The sequence below is a fragment of the Aureibacillus halotolerans genome, assembly GCF_004363045.1.
Taxonomy (GTDB): domain Bacteria; phylum Bacillota; class Bacilli; order Bacillales; family DSM-28697; genus Aureibacillus; species Aureibacillus halotolerans.
Map to the genome: position 1 here is coordinate 88,354 of NZ_SNYJ01000002.1, position 22,498 is coordinate 110,851.

Here is a 22,498-nt window from a genome sequence, read left to right on the forward strand (position 1 = left end):
TTAATGCGTCAAAGCGAATACGTACTACTGTAAAAAATAGGGGGAATCGACGTTGACAAAAAAAATATGGGGACTATTGTCCTTATGCGTCCTAATGCTCATGGTGGCTTGTGGACAAAATGGTGGGTCATCTGACACGCAAGAAGGTGCAGACAATGAGTCAAATGAAGCAGCACAAGGTGAAGGAGAAAGCTATACAGTTGGCGTTTCGCAGATTGTACAGCATCCATCTCTTGATGCAGCGACTGCAGGTTTCAAAAAAGCCATCGAGGAAGCTGGTTTGGATGTCACCTTTGATGAACAAAACGCCCAAGGGGATCAAAATAACATCAGAAATATTGTTAATAATTTTATTAGTGATGAGGCTGACTTAATCTTTGCAAACGCCACACCGATGGCACAAGGCGCTCTTGCAGCAACGCAAGACATTCCGATTGTGTTTACCTCTGTTACAGAACCAATTGGTGCAGACCTTGTCGCATCGCTTGAAGAGCCTGGCGGCAATGTGACGGGCACAACAGATCTAGCGCCTGATGCAGTGACGAAGTCGATTGATTTCATGGTGAATGAACTTGGTGTCAAAACAATTGGCATGGTGTACAACGCTGGTGAGCAAAACTCCGTGTATCAGGTCGATTTAGCGAAGCAAGCGGCTGAAGAGGCTGGAGCAACAATCGAAGAGGCCACAGTTGCGACGTCTGCTGATGTTAAAACAGCTGCAGAAAGTCTTGTTGGCTCTGTCGATGCGTTTTATGTTGTCACAGACAACACTGTTGTGTCAGCGTTGGAATCGGTCATCCTCGTTGCAGAAGAAAATAGTATCCCATTGTTTGTTGGTGAGCTTGATTCTGTAGAGCGTGGTGGGTTTGCAGGATTTGGTTTTTCATATGAGGACATCGGTTATGCAGCTGGAGAAATGGCTGTGCAGATCTTAAATGGTGAGGCGACTCCTGCTGAGCTTCCTGTACAAACACCACAAACGTTGACATTTGAAATCAATAAAGGCGCAGCGGAACGTATGGGTGTAGAGTGGAAAGATGAGTGGAATGAGCTTGCTGACAACATTATTGAGTAATGACATTACAGAAGGTACAAGAAAGGAGTGAGGCTTTATGCCAGTATGGTTTAGTGGATCATTGGAGTTGGGATTGCTTTATGGCATCATGGCACTTGGCGTATACCTCTCCTTTCGCGTGCTTGATTTCCCAGACCTGACTGTGGATGGTAGCTTTGTCACAGGAGGGGCAGTAGCAGCAATGTTGATTGTGAATGGGTACAATCCGTTTTTTGCAACGGTGTTGGCCTTAATTGCCGGTTTTCTAGTGGGCTGCATCACTGGGCTGTTGAATACGAAGGGGAATATTAATCCATTGCTTTCAGGGATTATTATGATGATTGCTTTGTATTCAATCAACCTTCGTATTATGCAGGGAGCATCGAATGTGACGATGTTGAATGATGAGACAGTGTTTGTCTCTTTTTCGGGTCTGTTAGGGGAAAACGATTGGAACATCATGATTTTGGCTCTTATTTGCGTGCTGATTGTTAAGCTACTCATTGACAGATTCCTCAAAACAGAATTTGGCTTAGCAATGAGAGCAACTGGGAACAATGCCAAAATGGTACAAAGCTTTTCGGCAAACACAACGGCTACGAAAATTTTAGGTCTTGGACTATCAAACGGAATGGTCGCTTTGTCAGGTGCGTTAATTGTTCAGTACAATAAGGTGAGCGATGTTAACATGGGCATCGGGATGATTGTCATCGGTCTTGCTTCCGTCATTATAGGGGAAGCGTTGTTTGGCAAGACAACCATTGCACGTGTGACCTTAAGTGTTATGTTAGGGGCTGTCGTATACCGTATTGTTGCCGCTCTTGCCTTGCGCGTGGATTTTATGGACAGCTCGGATATGAAGCTCATCACCGCTGTGATTGTCGTGCTTGCATTGATTGTTCCACAATGGCTAGCAGCTAGGAAAGACAAGGCTCGAAGGCAACGAAAAGCGAAACAGCTTGCGCAGGGAGGCGATTCGGTTGCTGCAACTCGAACAGATCTATAAAGTATTTAATGAAGGCACGCCTGATGAAAAAAAAGCGCTTGATCACATTCAGCTTTCCCTCAAGCCGGGTGATTTTGTCACAGTCATCGGGAGTAACGGGGCTGGGAAATCAACGCTCATGAACACCATTTCAGGAACGCTTGAGCCAGACGTTGGTTCGGTGACATTAGAAGGAAAGAATATCACAGGACTGCGTGAGCATCAGCGTGCACGGTGGATTGGTCGTGTTTTTCAGGACCCTATGGCCGGTACTGCTCCGGCAATGACGATTGAAGAAAATATGGCGATTGCTTACAATCGTACGACGACACGGTCGTTGTTTCGTTCAGGCATTACGAAAAAACGACGAGCAAACTTTAAGGAACAGCTTGAAATGCTCGGTCTCGGTCTAGAAAATCGTTTTAACGCAAAGGTCGGTCTTTTGTCTGGAGGGGAACGTCAAGCGCTCTCATTACTGATGGCAACTTTTACTTCTCCTTCACTGCTTTTGCTGGATGAGCACACGGCTGCTCTTGATCCGTCGCGAGCCGAAATTATTACAAAACTGACGAAAGAGATTGTCAATAAAACGCAGTTGACGACATTGATGGTCACGCACAATATGCAACAAGCGTTAGATCTCGGCAATCGCTTAATTATGATGGATAAGGGTCAAATTATTTTTGAAGCATCTGGAGAAGAAAAAGCAGCCTTAACGATTGAACAGCTATTGAAAGCATTTGCGGACATTCGTGGCGATCAAATGACGAATGATCGAGCTTTACTCGGTTAATCGCTGTGCCTGTAAGTCAATTATTTGACTACGGGCACAGTTTTTTTCTGTTTAAGTAGCACAATTTTGGCAGCGTAAAAACGACCCTTCAAAGCTAACTGTGCTTGTGTGGAGGCAAGATGAGATAGGTCTAGAAATATAATTTCATAACAACCCCTTTTGAGCCATGCCTGAGCAAGAAAAAAGAATCAAAAGCAGCCATTAGCGAGACTCCAACGGCAAAGAAAACACGGTGCGGTCCTTTCGACCGCTTCGTCAAAATACTCCGCTTTCCGCGGGCACGGCTTCAGCTTCCTCGGAAAGCAAGCTTTCCTCCGGGATCTTCAGCTCGCGCTGTTCCCGCAGGAGTCTACGTATTTGACTACGCTAATGTTTATTCTGCGTAAATTGTTTTATTTTTTATTGGTCTCATATAACAGAGAAAACGGAAAAGCGAGTTGTGCCGTGTTGCTTTAGCAAACAAGAAAAGAAAGCGCATTGATTCATGCAAAGTTAGATCACCTAGTGAAGTAACATTGATCTATGAACCACTTCAAAACAACGCCTGCTGTATTCAGTAAATAGGGATGGTGCCGGTGCTCACAATCCTGTATTTCTAAAAGGGAGCCTCTAAGTAACAAAACGGATCTCTACGCTCTAAATAACTAGTGGTAAAGGAATCACACCGCTTCTTCAAATCACCATAAATGGTATAAGGTAAACATCGATTCGAGAGTACCTCATCGTGTTTTCTTTGCCGTAGGAGTCTACGTATTTTGCCTACGCTGATGTTTGCTTCTGCGTAAATTGTTTTATTTTGTCTCGGTCTCGTATTACGAGTAAGAAAGCGTGTTAGGGCGTGATTGCTTACCAAACAAGACAAGTAAGTGTATCGTTTCATGCAAGTTGAATCATCTAGTGCAATATTGATGCAGCGGTGGACTTATGTTTAGATAACTTGCGCAGTGCAATAATTACCTTCAACATTAATAAATTGCAGGTGTACCCAGTGATATCTAAGTGTGTCTGCCAAATGTAAGGTGCGAACGTTTAATAAGTAAAATTCAGCTTCATGAAAAGCCTGTCTGTTTTCTTTTTGCTGGTGAGAGTTTACAATAAGAAAGAACAATATGTGTATGAAGGGAGGATGTCCAACGTGATCTTTTTGGACAATCTAGGAAATACTGATCCGAGGTATAATTTAGCAATGGAGGAGTATGCGTTAAAGCATTTACAGCTTGACGACGACTCTTATTTGCTGTTTTACATTAACGAGCCATCGATTATCATTGGCAAAAACCAAAATACGGTTGAGGAAATCAACACGACATATGTAGAGGATAACGACATTAAGGTCGTGCGCCGTTTGTCGGGTGGAGGGGCAGTCTACCACGATTTAGGGAACTTGAACTTCAGTTTTATCACGAAAGATGACGGCGAGAGCTTCCACAATTTTAAAAAATTCACTGAACCCGTTATCGAGGCTCTACGTGAATTTGGTGTGAATGCACAACTTAGTGGACGAAACGACATCGAGGCTGATGGGAAAAAAATCTCCGGCAATGCCATGTTTTCAACGCGCGGACGTATGTTTAGTCATGGGACATTAATGTTTGATTCAGAAATCGAAAATGTGGTCTCAGCGTTAAACGTCAAAATGGAAAAAATTCAATCCAAAGGCATAAAATCAATCCGAAGTCGTGTGACGAATATTTCCGATCTTATGGATCAAAAAATGGCCATTGAGGAATTTAAACAGGCACTCTTGCGATACATATTTAAAACAGCAGACGATATTCCAACGTATGAGTGGACTGAAGAAGATCTCGCAGGAATTGAAAAAATTTCGGAAGCACGATACCGCAATTGGGATTGGAATTATGGTCGATCGCCTAAATTTGATATCCAACACTCCCATCGTTTTCCTGTCGGGTCGATTGACCTTCGTTTGAATGTTGCCAAAGGTGTGATTGCAGACTGTAAAATTTTTGGTGATTTCTTTGGCGTCGGCGACATAACCGATATTGAACAAAGGCTTATCGGGGCAACTTACACGAAGGAAGGCGTTCGCCAAGCTCTGCAAGATGTTCAAATCCCTCATTACTTTGGAAACATCACTACAGAGGATCTTGTGCAGCTGATTTATTAAGCAAGACAACTTACGCAGAGCAAAAATCACCTTCAACGCTCCAATGTTCACAATCCTGTATTTCCTAAAATATCGTCTTTTAGTAACTAAGCGGATCTCTACGCTTTAAATCATTAGATGAGTCCCTTTTTAATTCATATGACATTATAAAATTAGGTCATCATTAAAGCAGCCACTAGCGAGACTCCAGCGGGAAAAGCGAGCTAAGCGAGACCCCGCAGCGCACGAAGTGCCGAGGAGGCTCGCAGTTCGCCCGCGGAAAGCGAGCGTATGGCAGCTTGTATAAAAAGCAACCACAACATTAGATTGTAGATTTACCCAGTGATATCTAAGCGTGTCTGCCAAATGAAAGATGCAAAAGTTGAGTTAAGCAAAACCAATAATCCCCACTTCATAACAGAACGTATATTCGTATATACTGTTCTAGAGGAGGGGAGAAGATGGTCCCGAGGTCAAATTACTTATCTTCTGAAGAAATTCAATGGATTGACGCTTACATCGACATTTATTATGCAAGGAAGGTCATAGAGAGGGATCAACTGGCCTTGATGTCTTTTCACGGCAAGGTCAAGTTTCCCCACTTGTACGAAACCTTGCAAAATGATATTTTACATCAATTGTCACGGTCTTCCTACGAGGTGAGGAAGCAGCTTCGGCTCCATCATATAACGCTTCATAAGTTGGAAGATCAAAGACTTTATAATGGAGCGAATCAGATCGGATTCCTCATACGATTTCGCGGGTATGAGAAGAAGCGTTTGCTTCATTCTGTTAGACTCAAACAACGGATTGAAAAGCGTTTGCTTGGCTTTTTTCATTGCCACAGAAAAGTGTCGGAACGTCTTTAGGAGGTGGCTTCGCTGAGCGTCTGGTACCAAAGGTTTTGTTGGGTCTATGTTGTGTACGCATTCGGAATTAGTGTTTATTTTTTGTTCTTTGCCTCTTTTACACCACCAGGCAAATATGATGGAACAGAAGCAGATCTTTTGGCTTTATTGGCACCAGGGGAATGGCAAGCGCATGAACAGCTCGCTAAAGTACGGTATTTAGTATATTTCCTTGTCACGCCGCTAAAATGGCTTATTTATGGTATGTTTTTATGGACTACATTTGGGATGGCAATGCAAGAAGCGCTGTTCAGAGGGGTACGGAGGCAGCTCAGACTTCCGGCCTATTTAGCCTTTATTTATGTTGTTGTTGACGTAGCGATGCTGCCGTTTTCCTACGTCCAATATCGCTTGGCTGTGCGCGAAGGGCTAAGCGTTCAATCGATTGGAGATTGGTTGCAGGATTGGCTAGTGTCTAGCCTTGTGCAAATTGTCCTCATTGGCTTTATAGCCATTCTCGTGTATAGCTTTATGAAAAAATTTCGACATTGGTGGCTGTGGATGTGGCTGCTTGCAGCTCCACTAGCATGTATGTATGTTATTTTACAGCCAATTGTCATCGAACCGCTTTTTTATGAAACAAAACCACTGGAAAACACAGAGACGGAACAGGATATTCTGGCCTTTGCTACTTCACAAGACATTGGAGTGAATCATCTTTATGAGGTGAATCGGTCTTCGACGAGTACAGCGTTAAATGCGTATGTCTATGGGATCGGTCACACGGCTCGTATCGTGATGTGGGATACGACGCTCTTGGCATTAGCGCCAGATGAAATTCTGTACATAACGGCTCATGAATTCGGGCACTTTGTTGAAAAACATTTTTATCTAGGGTTGGCAGGTAGTATTCTACTGATGCTACCGATGTTTTATTGCATTGATCAATTGCTCACGCACTTTGTCGTTCGATCGTCAAATGCACAGCCATTGAAGCTACCACAAACAAAAAGTGATGCACGGACACTCCCTTTTGTTTTGCTCGTATTAAGTGTGCTTTTGTTTCTGTCCTCCCCAATACAAAACGGGGTGTCAAGAGTTATGGAAGAACGAGCAGATGAGTACGCGTTAACACATGCGCCCGATCAACAGGCGGGAATACGTGCATACCAGGCAATTGGTTTACGAAACTATTCTGTCGCGTATCCACCTAACTGGGTGCAGTGGTGGCTGTCCAGTCATCCCCCAATCAGCGACCGCATTTATCAGATCGTTCAATCGGATGAAACGTAATCCCCTTCTTGTACGTAAGGTTTAGAAGATAGAAGGGTGAAATGCCTTGGCCAGCTTAAAATGAGGGAGGAGAAGCACTTATGGAGGAGATAGATCGGAAGCTTGTTGAGCTTACTGAAGAAAAGAGATTACAAACGAAGCGAGCGAAGCACTTAGCAAAAGTTTTACAAGAGCTCCAACTAGAAAAGGAGAAAGCAGCATCATTTAGAAGCCAACTTGAAGCGGAAGAAAAGGACGTACAACAGCTTGTTGGGTTTCATCCGTACAACGTGTTTTACAGCATGCTTGGTTCAAAACAGGAACGATTAAGAAAAGAGAAACAAGAGGTCGCGGCAATTAAGCTAAAATACGATGAAGCTGTTGCTTCAGTCGATGATCTTGAGAATGAGAAGGCAGAGCTCGAACAAAATCAAAGAACTTCACAATCAATTGAAATTGAGTACCAACAGCTATTGGCTCAAAAAGAAACGTTAGTAAAAGAAAAAAATACACAAATGTCTGTGGTGCTGAACGATTTATCAATAGAGTACGTGAAGCTAGAGGCTTTGTATAAAGACGTAAAGGAAGCAAGACTGGCAGGACAAAGAGTGAAGCATGCGTTGCAAGAAGCAATCTCTTCGTTCGATAGCGCAAAAGGTTGGGGAACGTTTGATATGTTTGGTGGCGGCGCGATCTCATCAATGATTAAGCATTCGCATATGAGTGAAGGGGAAGAAAAAATCCATAATGTGCAACATGCTTTGCGACGGTTTAAAAGAGAGTTAAATGATATCCAGCATGAATTCGATTTGACGCTAGAATCCAATGAATTTGTCCGTTTTGCTGATGTGTTTTTTGATGGTCTTATTGCAGACTGGATTATGCAGGACAAAATTCATAAGTCTTTAGATCATTTAAGAGAACAGCAACGTGAAGTAGAGAGAGTCCTTCGAATTGTTGAGGTACGGGAGCAGGAAATAGAGAAGCGAAAACAAGACGTGAGCTACGAGAAAAAACGCTTTATTTTAAATAGCTAGTCAGTCACAATGGATGTAGGCTGTACGTTGAGGTTTCTCGCAGATGGGGTGGCCCTTTGCTTGGAAAGGCTTGTGATACTGGGCACGAACCGTTGCCTGAAGATGAGGTTTAGGCTCTTTACCGGACCTTCGCATTGATGTACCCTCCTTTTTTGAGAATCGGCATTGCTTACAATAGCATACCCGCCAGGAACCAAATGTAATCGATTATACGTATATTTTACTTTGAAGGGACGAGACAATCTATGACGACATTGGAACATTCTATTGCACAATTGATTGAACGTGGGGCAGAGCTGCCTTTATTGCCGAAAAACACTTGGATGGAAGCGTTATCAGAGGACATCCTTGCTATGGATTCACGAGAGCTAGCCTCAGAGGATGCTCCAGAATGGGCGGCCGACGCCATGAAAAGCGCATTATTGCTTTGGAATGATGATTTGCATGCGTCCCATGACATTTCACAACAGCTAGAGGAATCCACAGGAAGCTTGCTTCATGGAATGATGCATCGTCGAGAAGGAGATTTTTCTAACGCGAGCTATTGGTATCAAGGCGTAGGGGACCATCCGATTTTTCCTGCGCTTTTAGAGAAAAGCAAAGCTGTGTACCCTGAGATATTTGCAGAGCAAACGACATGGAACGCTCCTCAGTTTATACAGCTCGTCAATCAGGCGACATCTGAAAAAGATGCGGTACTTATCGCCACTTGTCAACGTGTGCAGCAAATTGAGATGCATCTGATCGTTGATTACATTGCTTCATTAAGCGTTTCATGAAAAAAGCCCGATCAAGCATTTGCTTGATCGGGCTGTTACGTTTATATAAAGTGTTGTCAAGATCTTTAATACATTGACGTCATCAATTTTTGATACTCTTTTGAATACGTCATGAACTGTTCTTTATCATTTTTATCGAGTGCTTCATCAATCCTGGCCTGTAAGAACTGAATCCGCGCTTTCGCTAGCGCTTCATCAAGAACCATATCAATGTACAAGTCAAGGACAAAGGATTTGACATTCTTGCTGTTGGACGTTGCGGAAGCATTCATCTTTTCAGTAGAAGAATATTCATTGTTCATATCAGTCACCCCTGATCCCTTTTTTTTATTATAGTGACTTTAGAAGACCTTCGCAAGGTTTTTTTATTAATTCAGAAAAAATCATGAAAGGAAAAATAACGTAAAACCGATAACTGTACCAACGACTCCCCAAATGACAAACGGCATGATGGCATGAAATGAAAACAAGAGGAGCAGTCCTCCAACAAATAAAAACGTTCGAAACAAAACCATATGAGTACGAGAGATGAACATGAGACAGAAAAAGAATCCGAGAGCAATTAAACAAAGCATCCAATCGATGACGTAAAGCATTGTGGTCTCGAACAAAAGCTGAAGCCAACGTGTGAAGGAAAGAAAGCCACAGAGCGCAAAAACGACAGATAGCAAGCCATTTTTATAGCGAAAAAGCCCGATGCAGGCGAACGCAGAAAAAATGGAAAGCACGAGTAGCGGCCATGGAAAGAGGATGACAGACGAAAAAAAGAGTAACAAACTTCCGGTGACGATTAAAGCAATAGAAGCTAATATGCGTTCAATATACATCCGTTTCATGCAAGCTCCCCCATCAAGACAGGCTTTTTATCATATATAGAAAAAAAGGACAGGAGATATCACAGAAATCTTTTCTAGACAAAATTATCCAAAAACGATACGATAGGTATAAGGTCGGAGGGGATGATGAAAGGAGAAAGCCAGTGAATCACGTATATGATCAAACGCTATATAAAATAGGCCGTGAGACAGTTGCTTTATTTCCTGAACAATTAAAAAATGGTGATGTAGGAACGCGTGTATTGGAAACAAATCGGGATTATTTACTGAATATTAAGCCTTTGCAAATGGTAAAGAAAAGCTGTGAATATTATGGATCTAGTTTGCGTGGTAGACAAGATGCAACAAAAGCGTTGTCTGGAATTACGTACAAGCCTCCCATAGTTTTATCCACCACAATTCAAATCTTCTTGTTTCCTACATCGTCGCCTACGTCGGGCAGATGCGGTTGGATTTCATACCAACATGCAGAGCGCATGGGGCGCTCCGCACAAGGCGTGTTTGTTCGGTTGAACGAGGATGAGCAGTGGTTTGTTGATATGTCAGCGGCCAGTTTGGAGACGCAGCTCTATCGAACGGCATTCTTGCATCAGACAATTATGAGTCGCGTCGGTTAGTCCTCCTGTTCAATGTATCGACGATCCTTCATGAACAATCTCCAAAAAAGATAAAAGCCAGGAACAAGCACAATAAACCCGACAATATATGTCGCGAAAAGCGCTTTGAACGTACTAGGTGTCGTAAACCCTGAAGCAATCGTTACATGTGGATAGATCATATAAGGTAAATGTGCACGTCCATACGCATAGCTGGCAAATAAATACTGAAATATAGTAAAGATTACAGCAAGACGAGGCTTCCAGATTCTTCCCGGACGGTTTTTCATAAAAATCAGTAAGACGTAACCGAGAATAAAGCAGAGTAGCGAGGCGAATAGCCACGGTTTAAATGTCACTAGCTCACTATATAACCAAGAAGCCTCCGACCGAATGCTTCCAAAAATAGCGAGGGCAGCCAAGAGCGAAAAGGGACCAGTAATGAGGGCGTTTTTTCGATAAAGTCTATACGCTTCAGAGGATTTTGCTACATTTGAATAATCCGCTAACAACAGTGCAGATAAAAACAAAGTTGACAAGACGGCAAATACAATAAACGAATACACGCTAGCACTTGTGAAGATGCGTTCGGCAATTAAATAGGATTGATTTGCCGATTGACCTATAAACCTACCATGTGTGATGGGCAGGACAACAATGAGCAATGCTGGAATACATAATCCCGAAATACCCGATATAATCGCAAGCCCTTGTTGGTGCCTGGGATGAACTGAAGACGAGAACACAAGGAAGGCACTGCGAATAGCGAGCAAGAGGACAATAAGACTACCCGGGATTAGAAGAACTGTGCCAAGTGCAAAGCTTGCCCCAGGGAAAAAGCTGAATAACGCTACAACGATCATCACGATAAACACATTTGTTACTTTCCATGATGGGGAAAGATAACGATTTGCAATCGTCGTTGCTCTCGATTGTCCCTTTCCTTTGTATAACATGGAATAAAACCCTGAACCAAAGTCAATGGTTGCCGCGACTGAATACACGACAACAAACCCCCAAAGCAAAGTAATTGCAATCAATTCATTCATGCGTTCTTTCCTCCTTTATCAATAAAGGTTCCAATGGGTTACGTTTAAAATAGTGATGCAGGACAATAATGACAGTGACGACGAGGACAATATAAATACATAAAAATGCAACAAACATTGTGGGTAGACCGCTTGATGTTGTCACTGCCTCACTCGTTTTCATCATGCGATAAATGACCCAAGGCTGGCGTCCAGAACAGGCAAAAATCCATCCTGTTTCAATACCAATTAAGGCGATTGGACCTGATGCGACAAACCCTACAAGCATCCAACGAGGGAGCTGCTTCTTACGTATAAAGAGATAAAAAGCAGCTAATAGTGCCCAGAACAACAAAAAACCACCAGCAAAAACCATTGTATTAAATAGCGTATGAGAGAACAGCGGTGGCCACCATTCTTCGGGAAAATCGTTTAACCCCAGCACTTCTTCATCAAAGCTGTTATTTGCGAGAAAAGAGAGTGCCCACGGGATCTCAATCCCAAACTTGACTTCCTGTGTTTCGCGGTCAGTAAAGCCACCAATCGTCAAAGGTGCATATGTCGTTGTGTCAAAAAGTCCTTCAGCAGCAGCCAGCTTTTCTGGCTGGTAATGGTGTAGGTGCTGAGCTGATTCATGCCCATTCAAGGAAGTGAGCAGAGCAAAAACCCCTCCAGTAATGACCGCCATTCGTAAAGCTTTACGATGAAATTGCTTTGTGCGTTCTTTTGGTGATTTTTTTAAAAGCTTATAGGAGGCAATCATTGCAATAAAAAAGGCGCCTGTCATAATGGCAGTTAAGGCGACATGAACGGCCGTAACAGCGAAGCTTGGATTGAAAAACGCTTTCCAAGGATCGACAGCCAAGATCTCGCCATTGGCAATCGTAAAGCCGGCAGGTGTTCCTTCAAACGCATGGACATTCGTTATCAACACGGCCGACGCGAGCGCGCCAATACAAACGAAAAAGAGGGATAAGATTCGCAACCACGGCGATAGGCGATCCGCGGCATACACATAAATAGACATGAACAAGGCCTCAAGGAAGAAAGCAAAAACTTCAATTTGGAAGGGTAAAGAGATTACCTTTCCCACAACCTCCATAAATCCTGGCCATAACAAGGCGAGTTGAACGCCTGCAATTGTGCCAGTGGGAATGCCAACACCGAGAATAACAGCAAAGCCTCTTGTCCATCGGTCTGCCATTAACGCATAATCAGGATGCTTTGTCTTTTGAAACAACAGTTCGGAAATTAAAATCATGACAGGCAAGCCGACACCTAGAGTAGCAAAAATGATGTGTACACCCATCGTCATACCAAATAATGAACGTGCAATTACGAGGTCATCCATACGAACCTGCTTTCTCCAGAGCACCAATGCAAAAACGTATTCGGTACTACAATGGTTTTTCAGTGATGACGTTATCTTTTGAAGGAAAGACAACCATTATGCGTAAACTGTGTGAAAATATCATCTGGCTAGGAAATCCGAATTTGTTGTAGTACACTAGTAATGCAAATCGTTTTGACGGTGGTTAGGAGACGCAGATTGTATGGAAGAATGGATCACGCAATTAAATGAGTGGGTATCATCAGGAAATGTAGAAGATATTGTTCAAGAATATCGCTCATACGGCTTTTTATTGGGGTTTTTCCTTCCTTTTATTGAAGCGTTTCTCCCTTTTTTGCCCGCCGTGCTTTTTGGCATTGCCAACGCTCAGGCATTTGGTCTTATTCCAGGTTTTTTATTATCATGGGCGGGGGCAGTGGCAGGATCTTTTTGTGTTTTTATTATCGTACGATATATTGGAGATGCTCGGTTTTTACGTGTGCTTAGGGAACAAAAACAGATTAAGCGTATGACGTTATGGGTGAAAAAACGTGGATTTGGTCCGCTTTTTCTCCTGCTTTGTTTCCCGTTTTCTCCATCCTCAGTGATCAATGTCGTTGCTGCGCTTTCAAGAGTGAATATCTATCAATTTTTGCTTGCGCTTATGTTAGGTAAAGCAGTAATGTACTTTTTAATTTCATATGTGGGTCATGATTTTAGGGAGTTGATTCAGGAACCATTAAAGACGGTTGTCGTTCTAATCGTTATCGGCCTTCTTTGGTGGGTTGGGAAACGAGCGGAAAAGCGCATGCAAAGCAATGTACGTGGTCTATAAAGTTTGTTTGTTTGGAAGGGAGAAATAGAGAAGGTATGGCAAATGAGCCCTTAGAAAATGAAGAAGCAGACAAAGAAAAGAAAAAAAGTGGATGGTTCGACTGGGTAAAAACGATAGGGATTGCGCTGATTGCTGCAATTATCATTCGAACCTTCTTGTTTTCAAGCTATGCTGTAGATGGAAGTTCGATGGAAACAACGCTGCATGACGGCGACCTGTTAATCATTAATAAAATTGGTTACACGGTCGGTGATATTGATCGCTTTGATGTCGTGGTTTTTCACTTTAATGAGCAAGATGATTACGTGAAAAGAGTCATTGGACTTCCTGGAGATCATGTCGTCTATAAGGACGACCAGCTTTTCATCAATGATGAACCATATGACGAACCTTATCTTGAAGGCATCAGGGCACAGTCACTTGGGAAGTTGATGGGCGATCTCGATCAAACCGTTCCTCCAGGCAGTTTGTTTGTACTTGGAGACAACCGGCGAGGGAGTTCGGACAGCAGACATTTTGGCTTCGTCCCGATAGAACATGTTGTCGGTCAGGTTAGTTTGCGATTTTGGCCTTTAAATGATTTTGATTTTAATTTCTATTCATAAGAGACATAGCCTTGAGCTCTCCATAGGAGGGTCTAAGGCTTTTTCATCTTTTGAAAACCCCTGGCTATGCCGGGGGTTCCAGAAAGCTTATAGCGTGGTATTAAAAAAACCTCACTTCATGATAGGATAAAGTTGGTTTCCCGACCACTTTATCTCACCATAGAAGGAGGAATGCCCTGTGAAGGACATGAACAGTCTAGCACACACGACATGGAATTGTAAGTATCACATAGTGTTTGCACCAAAGTACAGAAGACAAATAATTTATGGGAAATATAAACAGAGTATCGGACAAATTATAAGAGATCTATGTGAGCGTAAAAGCGTCAAAATTCATGAAGCAAATGCTTGCCGGGATCATGTTCATATGATGGTAAGTATCCCACCAAAGTTAAGTGTTTCCCAATTTATGGGCTACTTAAAAGGGAAAAGCAGTCTAATGATATTTGATCGTCATGCGAATTTAAAGTATCGATATGGAAATCGAAAGTTCTGGTGTCGAGGCTTCTATGTGGATACCGTGTGAAGAAATAAAAAACAAATCCAAGAGTATATAAGGAATCAGCTAAAAGAAGACCATATGAGCGATCAATTGACATTATTTGAAGAGCATGACCCATTTACGGGAAAGAACAACCGGAAGAAATAAAGAAATTCTTTAGAATTGGTGAGTGAATGTGGTGCAAGAGGGAAACCCATTCAGCGGGCCTTTAAGGCCTAGGCCGGTAACAAAGGCTTTCAGCCGCAGAGCAAACCACCAGTTCACACTGGTGGTTTTGATTTTGTGGAAATTAAAAGGGTTTTGTAGCAGCTACTAATGAGACTACAGTTGCAAAGAAAACACGACGAGGTCTTTTCGGGTCGATGTTGCACTTGTGCCCGTATGGTGAAAGAGAGTGTATGGCAGCTTGTATAAAAAGCAACTCCAACAATGAATTTCAGGTTCCCCCAGTTATATCTAAGCGTGTCTGCCAAATGTAAGCTGCGAAAGTTGAGTTATTTCACTCCGCATTAAAAGTGGATAACCGTTTATCAAGGAGGGCAATGACGGTTTCTCATAAAGTTAATGAATCCATATATCTTCGTTGACAGAGGACAAGGAAAGCGATAAAATGAAATCGATTACATATACCCAATTGCATAAGAAATCTCAAGTGTTTGAACGATATGGAAAGGATGTTGATTTAGTTGGCAATCGAAAAATTACGTGTTGGTATTGTAGGAAGTGGCGGTATAGCACAAGCGGCACATATTCCGAATTATCAAAAACTAGAAGATGACGTAGTGTTGGCAGCTGTAAGCGACGTTGCCATTGAACGTGCAGAAGAAGTGAAAGAAAAGTTTGGCTTTGAAGAGGCGTATAGTGATTATGAAGAAATGTTTGCTAAAGCCAATCTAGATGTCGTTTCTGTATGTACACCAAACAAATTTCATGCACCGATCGCTATTGCGGCCTTGCGTGCAGGGCTTCATGTTCTTTGTGAAAAACCACCAGCGATGACTGTTAAAGAAGCAGAACAAATGAAGGCAGCTGCTGAGGAAGCAGGCAAATTGCTTGCCTTCGGTTTTCACTTCCGTATGCAGCCACAGACGCAGCTGCTAAAAAAATATATAACAAATGGCGATTTTGGACGCGTATACGCAGGGAACGCTATTGCCCTTCGCCGTCGTGGTATTCCTGGCTGGGGTGTGTTTACGAATAAAGAATTGCAAGGTGGTGGCCCGTTAATTGATATCGGTGTTCATATGCTCGATACAGCGCTTTATTTGATGGGATATCCTGAGCCATCTGTTGTCATGGGTGCGACGTATAGTGAAATTGGTTCACGTCAAGGGCCTGGTTTACTTGGTCAATGGGACTGGGAAAACTTCACTGTTGAGGATATGGCGCGTGGTATGATTCGCTTTAAAGATGGTGCTTCACTCGTTGTCGATAGTTCGTTTGCGGCAAATGTTGAGCAGCGTGAAGTGATGAATGTTAAATTAATGGGTGCACATGGTGGCGCAGACCTCTTCCCATTAAAAATTTATCAGGAAAAGCATGGGGCGTTGACAGATACATCACCTGCTTATTTAGATTCTCTCAATCCATATGAGCGCCAAATTAAGCTTTATGTAGAGAGCGTGAAAAACGGCAAGCTATCTGCTGAGCTATGTTCACCTGAACAAGGTCTTATTGTTCAAAAAATCATTAATGGTCTTTATCAATCCGATGAAACAGGAGTGCCTGTTCAATTATAGGGAGGTTGTTTACATGAGCATTCGACTTACCATTTGGAATGAATTCAGACATGAGAAAGATAATCAAAAAGTAAAAGACATTTACCCAGAAGGTATTCATGAAGCCTTAGCTTCCTATTTCAGAAAGTGCGATGACATTGAAGTTCACACGGCAACACTCGACGAGCCGGAGCATGGCTTAACAGAAGACGTCCTTGCAAATACAGATGTATTAATTTGGTGGGGGCACAGGGCTCACGATGATGTTGAAGACGAAATTGCTCAAAGAGTTCGCCGACGTGTCAATGAAGGCATGGGGCTAGTTGCTCTGCACTCAGCTCACTTTTCAAAGCCGTTTATTTCTCTGATGGGAACGACCTGCAATTTAAAGTGGCGTGAGGCAAACGACACTGAACGTCTCTGGGTTACAGACCCGTCGCATCCGATAGCTAAAGGGGTCGGCGATTATATCGAAATCGAAGCAGAGGAAATGTACGGCGAGTTTTTCGATATTCCAAAGCCCGATAGTGTCGTGTTTACAAGCTGGTTTAGCGGTGGAGAAGTGTTCCGAAGCGGCTGTACGTTTACGAGAGGCAATGGGCGAATTTTTTATTTCCGGCCGGGTCACGAAACATACCCGACGTACTATAACGAACAAGTCCTTCATGTCATTAAAAATGGTGTTCAATGGGTCGCACCTACAGAGATTAAGGATCTTAACTTTGGGAACGCAAAACCAATTGAAAAGCTTTGAAGACAAAAAGAACCGGTGGAGAAACGTCCACACGGTTCTTTTTATTGTCAGTATGTATTTTCATGTGCTTAAAAAGGTGCCAAAAGATGATCGTCACTTCAAAACGAAGTACCTGGAGAGTAAAATCATGCATCAGAATCGTCACGTTTTGCTTTCGTTTTGTTAAAGTTTTTGCTTTTTTTAGTGTCTTTGTGAAGTAGTTTGTTAAAAAAGTTAACGGAAAATTAACTTCCTTATCGAAAATGAGTCTAAAAGCATGAAAATCACGTATCGTTCTATATTAAGAACACTTTAAGTAAATGGATGTATTTATAATACATAGAAATAATGAGTATTTCGGAGTAAATCCTATTTATTATCGTTATTTTGAACTTATATGAGCAAATATAGCATTTTTCAATAAAAAAAGCCAGTAATATACTAGGGTTGTGATGTTCGTTATTGAGAACAACAACGACGAACGCTATAACAATGAGCTTACATAGGAAAAGAAAAGGAGGGAGGGCTATTCGAAAGAAACGTAGAGCAGCGCACGGTTCTCGAAAACGAATACATTTAAAAGTTCTCGTCGTCGGTTTATGTCTGAGTCAAATGACTTTGAGCATGGTAATTTCAGAAATTGATGGAACGAGAGCAAGTTTTAACACGAAGACGGATTTATCTGCGAGTGTCCATGTTAAATGGGAGGTTAAACCTGCGTGGGAGCTGAATATAATTGATGCATCCGCAGATTATACCAATCAACAAATTGTGTTTACCATTAAGAATATATCAAAGTTAAACATGCATGGACCTACAGTATATGCCATCCTTGATGGTAAGAAAGCAGTGCAAAAGTCAGGTGTTAGTCCCATTCGAGCTGGAGATACACAGAAGATTGCCTTCTCACCTAATAAAAGTGCAACATATACAATTCGTGTATTTCAGCGTTCAGATTTTCCCGGAGAACCTTCTGTAACAGCATCAGTCACATACAACCATGAACTCGCCATGCTAAGTGCTACAACAAATTGGTCTGAAGCCGTCTTCCAAGCGCTTGAGGAAGGTCGTATAACGATGGACCAGCTTGAAAGAGCCAAAGACACGCCGAGCATTATTGAGGCGTATCTGGATGGGAAACTGTCCAAGAAATGGTGGGACGAGTGGAGCAAAGGCTCTGTGTTGTCTGAGGAGATCGAAGCGTTGCTCTCTGGTGCTTTGACCGAAAAGCAGCTACAGCAATGGATGGACAACGCTCTCCCTGCGGAACTAAGGAAGCAGCTGCAAGGCGTAGAACTCTCTGAGAGAATGCGTCAAGCAATTGAAGCTGGAAAGATCACATCTGATCAACTGAAAAAGTTTCTATCTGGTGAATTGTCAGAAGATGAAATGTTTGCACCAACTCCAGCAGAAGAGGCGCTGCAAACGGATGAATGGTTAGCTCAACTTGTGACAAGAGGCTATTCCGAAGAGCGTCTTCGATCAGCATTGGCTAATGGAACGTTAACTCGTAGCGACATTGAGAATTTTGTTAATGAGATTACGACAAAAGAAGAGTTTGAGCAGAAGTTGCCGCAGGTGGAGACCCCTCCACCAAACGTAGTTCTGCCAGGTGAAGGGTTACCAGAACAGCAGCTTCCGGATGAATTACCACCAGGTGACGATATCCCTCCGGCTCAGTTGCCTCCAGGTGAGGGAACAGAACAACCTCCAGTGACAGAGACACCTACAGAAGAGGCAGCTCAACCTCCAATAGACGAGACGGATGAATTACCACCAACAAATAATCCGCCGACGGCTATAAACGAGGGTGAGGGTACTGATTCACCACCGGAAGAAGGGGATGCTGAACCTGTCGAAGTATCGCCTCCAGTTCAAGAGGAACAACCTGTTGAGAATGCAGATAACTCGTCAGATTCAGCGACAGCGCCTGAGACGAAAAGTCCTGAAGAAAAATCAGAATCGACTGATTCCTCGGATGAGCTTAGCTCTGATGTGAAAGAGCCTAACGATTCTTCAAAAGAGTCAGATCAATCTGATCGATCTTCAGCAAGCCAATCGCTTAAAAAGACTGAGGCCATCAAAGAAGAAGACACATCTGCAAAAGTAGAAGACTCTGAGGTTGCAGCTGATTGAACGAGAGGAGAATGATAACATGTGGAAGCAAATAATAAAAGGCGCAGGTAACGTATTGTTTTACGCGTCCATTATCACAGTCGCAGTTCTGTTTATTATCACGAAAGCAGGTGGAGGAGAACCGGCCATTTTAGGTCATCACCTAAAGGTCGTGTTATCTGGGTCTATGGAACCTGCCTTCAAAACAGGATCAGTAATTGCAGTAAAGCCTGTGACGGAAACACAAACCTATCAAGCCGGTGATGTAATTACATTCACGAACAAAGACAGTGAATTAGTCACTCACAGAATTGAAAGCATTTCCTCTCCAGGCGTATTTGTCACAAAAGGGGACAACAACGATGCTATCGATCGCGAGCCCGTTCGCCAGGAGAACATTAATGCTGTGTACAGCGGCATTACGATTCCATGGCTAGGGTATGTGATCACCTTCATGCAATCACAGTGGGGACCAATCATGCTACTGATCCTCCCAGGTGTTGTGCTTTTAGGTCATGCGGTGATTACAGCTTGGATGGCAGTACGCGAACTCGAACGTAAAGTTCAAACAAAACAAACAAAAAACCAAACCGAAACGGTTCAGGAGGAAAAACAATGGGTCTAAAACGTAAACTAGCAACCAGTGTTATGTCAGCAAGCTTAGGATTGTCACTTGTAGGTGGAGGAACTTGGGCAGCGTTTAACGATGTGGAAAACATCGAAAACACGTTTGCGGCAGGTACATTGGATTTAGCTGTCATCACGAAAGATAAGTCAAATTCCGTCTTCAAGCTTTTAAACATGAAGCCGGGTGATAGCAAAACGGCTGAGTTTGAGCTCAAAAACGATGGTTCACTTGCCATTAAAGAAGTGTTGCTTGACATCACTGTCCCCGAGGATGGCTTTAAAAATGGGGAAAACGAATACGTTAATGAGCATGGCGGCGAAGAAAACGAAGCGATAGACTTCTTAGAGCAATTCCAAGTTGAAATTTTGCGAATTGATGAAGAGACAGGCTATGACTTTACCTTAATTGAAGAGAAGGATGGTGTCACACTTGCAGATTTTGCAAAGAAAGACCTTCCTGCCGAAATTGAGACAGTCGATGGCGCTATTAACTTGGCACCAATTCACACAGAACGACCTGAGTATACGGGACTCCCTGTCAATCCATTAGACGATGAGGTCGTCAAAATTAAAATTGTCTTCGTTGAAGATGACACAATTGATGATTCAGTTCCAGGTGAATATCTTCAAAATAGATACCAAGGGGACGAAATCGAATTAAACTTTGGCTTAGAAGCAACACAGTGGGGCGGCCTTGATATTCAAGATGGCGATGTAGCTGAAAATGGAACAATTGAAAGAAATAAAAACGCAAACTCTGAAACACCTAAAGAATAATTAATGAATGGATTAGAGGGGGATAAGACGTGAAGAAACCATGCTTTGCTTTAATGCTCGCGCTTTTCCTCTTGGTCCCCCAGTTTACAGCTGCTGCCCTTCAGGAAGTAGACATTGGTCTACTTCCTGAACAGCGGCTTTATTTTTTAAAAAACCTTAAGCCAGGGGACACAGCAGTAAAAACGTTAAAGGTAAACAATCAGGGAAGGCGTGCCTTTACGTATCAGGCCTATGCAGAATACCCTGAAAACCTTGAAGGAGCGTCTAATTCCTTCTATCGCCAACTTGAAATTACGGTTGTGGATGATTCTGAACGCGTTTTATACACTGGGGCATTGGCAGAGTTTGATCACTTTAGGAGAGCCAGGAGTTTAAGAGCTGGGTCTTCAGAAGAATTGACATTCAAGGTGCATTTTCCGTGGGAGTCTGGGAACGAATTTCAAGGGAAAAAAACAGGTGTGAATCTGACCTTTTATGCTGAAGGATTCGATCCCGACAATCCTGACAACCCGGATGACCCAGACGATCCTGACAGGCCAGATGATCCGGACGATCCGAATGACCCGGATGATCCCGACAGACCAGATAATCCGGACGACCCAAATGACACAGATACTCCCGAAAATCCAGATAATCCGACCGACCCAAATGACCCAAATGACCCAAATGATCCGGATGAGGATGATCAAGGAGCGCCACCCCCTCCTGATTCGGGGCAACCATCAGATCCAAACGATCCAATTCCAAACGATAATGAGTCACCAGGAAGTCCACAAGAAAATAGCCCACCTGGGGAGGCTGAGCTTGTTCCGATTCTTCCGCAAACTGGGGAACGAGACCCATTAATGATGACAGTGCTAGGCATCACCCTTCTCTTTTTAGGAGGTCTTGCCGCTTTATGGCATCGTTATATGACACTTAAAGAAAAACGAACAGATAGCCAATGAAGACTTTCATCCTCTGGCTATCTGTTCTCTTTATGGTAAGTGGTGTCGTGTGTCTTTTCTATCAGCCCTGGCTTGGATGGCAGCTTGAGAAGGAGCAATCCTATCTATTAAACGAACTGAATTCAAATCGTGTTCAAGAAAATCAGCAATTGACAGAGGTGTTTAATCGAGGAGAAACGAAGCCTCATTCTCATCGTTTAAACGGTCCAATTGCAGAGTTGCAAATTCCCTCCATCGATGCGCTAATGCCCGTTGTCAATGGCACATCCGCTGAAGAGCTGCAGCATGCCGCAGGTCGTATGGAGTCGACGGCGATGCTTGGCTCTCAGGGAAATACAGCTCTTGCGGCTCATCGTAGCTTTACTGATGGTGCGCTGTTTAGCCGTTTGGATGAAGTGAAGCTCGGTGATTCGGTCATCATAACGACTCAACAGGACGTTCTAACATATGTAGTTTATGCAGCGTACACCGTCCAACCCGACGATGTCTATGTATTGCAGTCATCTGAAATGCATCATGAGATTACTTTAATCACATGTGAACCTATGAAAAACCCTACGCATCGACTTATTGTGAAAGCGGCATTAGAGCGCAGGGAAGTTATTGATTCTCACGTTGCCGCCAGCGCTGATAAGCAATAAAATCTTTGAATTGGTCTTTGGTTACGCCAGAATCCATCGCCTCTTTGGCAAGTTGAAGCCACCCTGCGTCTAATACTTCCTCTTCGTCCGCGTCTGTAAGGAAGTGGCTTACATGGACATTAAGCTCACTGGCTAATTTCGTCAGCACATCAAGTGAGGGGTTTTGTTGTAAGCCTCTTTCAATTGAACTTAAATAAGATTTTGCAACGGTGGCTCGACTCGCAAGTTCAGAGAGGGATAGATTCCTTAATAAACGCAACCGTTTTATCTCCGCACCTATCATGGGCTTCACCTCTGTAGCCAATATATCACATAGATGAATGATTTGTGTCC

Annotated in this window: 23 protein-coding genes and 1 pseudogene; 19 read left to right on the plus strand and 5 right to left on the minus strand. The window is 43.0% G+C overall.

Annotated features, from left to right (window positions below; all coding sequences use genetic code 11):
• The first annotated feature begins 100 nt into the window (after window positions 1–100).
• The 8 genes from EV213_RS02635 (at window position 101) to EV213_RS02670 (ending at window position 8,875) form a co-directional block, all read left to right on the plus strand.
• A complete protein-coding gene (locus EV213_RS02635; RefSeq protein WP_424923022.1) occupies window positions 101–1,075 on the plus strand; it encodes an ABC transporter substrate-binding protein in 975 nt (324 codons plus the stop codon).
• A gap of 37 nt (window positions 1,076–1,112) precedes the next feature.
• Entirely contained in the window at window positions 1,113–2,060 is a 948-nt protein-coding gene (locus tag EV213_RS02640) for an ABC transporter permease (RefSeq protein WP_133578941.1), read from the plus strand.
• A complete protein-coding gene (locus EV213_RS02645) occupies window positions 2,035–2,832 on the plus strand; it encodes an ABC transporter ATP-binding protein (RefSeq protein ID WP_133578942.1) in 798 nt (265 codons plus the stop codon). Before EV213_RS02640 ends, EV213_RS02645 begins: the two co-directional genes overlap by 26 nt.
• A gap of 1,135 nt (window positions 2,833–3,967) precedes the next feature.
• Window positions 3,968–4,960 (plus strand): lipoate--protein ligase, encoded by a 993-nt coding sequence (lplA, locus tag EV213_RS02650; protein ID WP_133578943.1) that lies wholly within the window; start codon window positions 3,968–3,970, stop codon window positions 4,958–4,960.
• Window positions 4,961–5,400: 440 nt separating this feature from the next.
• On the plus strand, window positions 5,401–5,808 hold the full coding sequence (locus tag EV213_RS02655) for a YhjD family protein (RefSeq protein WP_133578944.1): 408 nt from the start codon (window positions 5,401–5,403) through the stop codon (window positions 5,806–5,808).
• 51 nt (window positions 5,809–5,859) lie between these two features.
• Window positions 5,860–7,080, plus strand: a complete 1,221-nt coding sequence (locus tag EV213_RS02660) for a M48 family metalloprotease (RefSeq protein WP_133578945.1) — start codon at window positions 5,860–5,862, stop codon at window positions 7,078–7,080.
• An 80-nt stretch (window positions 7,081–7,160) separates the two neighbouring features.
• A complete protein-coding gene (locus EV213_RS02665) occupies window positions 7,161–8,096 on the plus strand; it encodes a GumC domain-containing protein (protein ID WP_133578946.1) in 936 nt (311 codons plus the stop codon).
• A gap of 245 nt (window positions 8,097–8,341) precedes the next feature.
• Window positions 8,342–8,875 carry a hypothetical protein gene (locus EV213_RS02670; protein WP_133578947.1) on the plus strand — a complete coding sequence of 178 codons (534 nt, stop codon included), beginning with the start codon at window positions 8,342–8,344 and terminating at the stop codon, window positions 8,873–8,875.
• Window positions 8,876–8,940: 65 nt separating this feature from the next.
• Here the strand turns inward: EV213_RS02670 and EV213_RS02675 are convergent, their stop codons facing one another.
• Together EV213_RS02675 and EV213_RS02680 are read right to left on the minus strand one after the other, a co-directional pair.
• Window positions 8,941–9,177 carry an IDEAL domain-containing protein gene (locus tag EV213_RS02675; protein WP_133578948.1) on the minus strand — a complete coding sequence of 79 codons (237 nt, stop codon included), beginning with the start codon at window positions 9,175–9,177 and terminating at the stop codon, window positions 8,941–8,943.
• Window positions 9,178–9,258: 81 nt separating this feature from the next.
• Entirely contained in the window at window positions 9,259–9,711 is a 453-nt protein-coding gene (locus tag EV213_RS02680; protein WP_133578949.1) for a hypothetical protein, read from the minus strand.
• Between the two features lie 143 nt (window positions 9,712–9,854).
• Here EV213_RS02680 and EV213_RS02685 point away from each other — a divergent pair, with 143 nt between their 5' ends.
• Window positions 9,855–10,328, plus strand: a complete 474-nt coding sequence (locus tag EV213_RS02685) for a competence protein ComK (protein ID WP_166639135.1) — start codon at window positions 9,855–9,857, stop codon at window positions 10,326–10,328.
• On the opposite strand, the gene EV213_RS02690 is transcribed toward EV213_RS02685, so the two are convergent.
• Both EV213_RS02690 and EV213_RS02695 read right to left on the minus strand, forming a co-directional pair.
• Window positions 10,325–11,356 (minus strand): cytochrome d ubiquinol oxidase subunit II, encoded by a 1,032-nt coding sequence (locus tag EV213_RS02690; protein ID WP_133578951.1) that lies wholly within the window; start codon window positions 11,354–11,356, stop codon window positions 10,325–10,327. The two genes, EV213_RS02685 and EV213_RS02690, sit on opposite strands and share 4 nt — an antisense overlap.
• Window positions 11,349–12,686 carry a cytochrome ubiquinol oxidase subunit I gene (locus tag EV213_RS02695; protein ID WP_133578952.1) on the minus strand — a complete coding sequence of 446 codons (1,338 nt, stop codon included), beginning with the start codon at window positions 12,684–12,686 and terminating at the stop codon, window positions 11,349–11,351. Before EV213_RS02695 ends, EV213_RS02690 begins: the two co-directional genes overlap by 8 nt.
• A gap of 202 nt (window positions 12,687–12,888) precedes the next feature.
• Here EV213_RS02695 and EV213_RS02700 point away from each other — a divergent pair, with 202 nt between their 5' ends.
• The 10 genes and pseudogenes from EV213_RS02700 (at window position 12,889) to EV213_RS02745 (ending at window position 22,165) form a co-directional block, all read left to right on the plus strand.
• On the plus strand, window positions 12,889–13,500 hold the full coding sequence (locus tag EV213_RS02700) for a TVP38/TMEM64 family protein (RefSeq protein WP_133578953.1): 612 nt from the start codon (window positions 12,889–12,891) through the stop codon (window positions 13,498–13,500).
• A gap of 35 nt (window positions 13,501–13,535) precedes the next feature.
• Window positions 13,536–14,105 carry a signal peptidase I gene (gene lepB, locus EV213_RS02705; RefSeq protein ID WP_133578954.1) on the plus strand — a complete coding sequence of 190 codons (570 nt, stop codon included), beginning with the start codon at window positions 13,536–13,538 and terminating at the stop codon, window positions 14,103–14,105.
• A gap of 187 nt (window positions 14,106–14,292) precedes the next feature.
• Window positions 14,293–14,754, plus strand: a pseudogene (tnpA, locus tag EV213_RS02710) (IS200/IS605 family transposase).
• Window positions 14,755–15,293: 539 nt separating this feature from the next.
• Window positions 15,294–16,346, plus strand: coding sequence for a Gfo/Idh/MocA family protein (locus EV213_RS02715; RefSeq protein ID WP_133578955.1), 1,053 nt, complete (start codon window positions 15,294–15,296; stop codon window positions 16,344–16,346).
• A gap of 13 nt (window positions 16,347–16,359) precedes the next feature.
• Window positions 16,360–17,079: a ThuA domain-containing protein gene (locus EV213_RS02720; protein ID WP_208112705.1), complete on the plus strand. Its 720-nt coding sequence runs from the start codon at window positions 16,360–16,362 to the stop codon at window positions 17,077–17,079.
• A gap of 603 nt (window positions 17,080–17,682) precedes the next feature.
• Entirely contained in the window at window positions 17,683–19,194 is a 1,512-nt protein-coding gene (locus EV213_RS02725) for a hypothetical protein (RefSeq protein WP_208112706.1), read from the plus strand.
• Window positions 19,195–19,213: 19 nt separating this feature from the next.
• A complete protein-coding gene (sipW, locus tag EV213_RS02730; protein ID WP_133578957.1) occupies window positions 19,214–19,798 on the plus strand; it encodes a signal peptidase I SipW in 585 nt (194 codons plus the stop codon).
• Window positions 19,789–20,577 (plus strand): TasA family protein, encoded by a 789-nt coding sequence (locus EV213_RS02735; RefSeq protein WP_133578958.1) that lies wholly within the window; start codon window positions 19,789–19,791, stop codon window positions 20,575–20,577. Before sipW ends, EV213_RS02735 begins: the two co-directional genes overlap by 10 nt.
• Window positions 20,578–20,606: 29 nt before the next feature.
• Window positions 20,607–21,524, plus strand: coding sequence for an LPXTG cell wall anchor domain-containing protein (locus tag EV213_RS02740; protein WP_133578959.1), 918 nt, complete (start codon window positions 20,607–20,609; stop codon window positions 21,522–21,524).
• Window positions 21,521–22,165 carry a class D sortase gene (locus EV213_RS02745; RefSeq protein ID WP_133578960.1) on the plus strand — a complete coding sequence of 215 codons (645 nt, stop codon included), beginning with the start codon at window positions 21,521–21,523 and terminating at the stop codon, window positions 22,163–22,165. The genes EV213_RS02740 and EV213_RS02745 overlap by 4 nt, the downstream gene beginning before the upstream one ends.
• Here EV213_RS02745 and EV213_RS02750 read toward each other — a convergent pair.
• On the minus strand, window positions 22,125–22,448 hold the full coding sequence (locus EV213_RS02750; RefSeq protein ID WP_133578961.1) for a helix-turn-helix domain-containing protein: 324 nt from the start codon (window positions 22,446–22,448) through the stop codon (window positions 22,125–22,127). The genes EV213_RS02745 and EV213_RS02750 overlap by 41 nt on opposite strands.
• Between the last annotated feature and the right edge of the window lie 50 nt (window positions 22,449–22,498).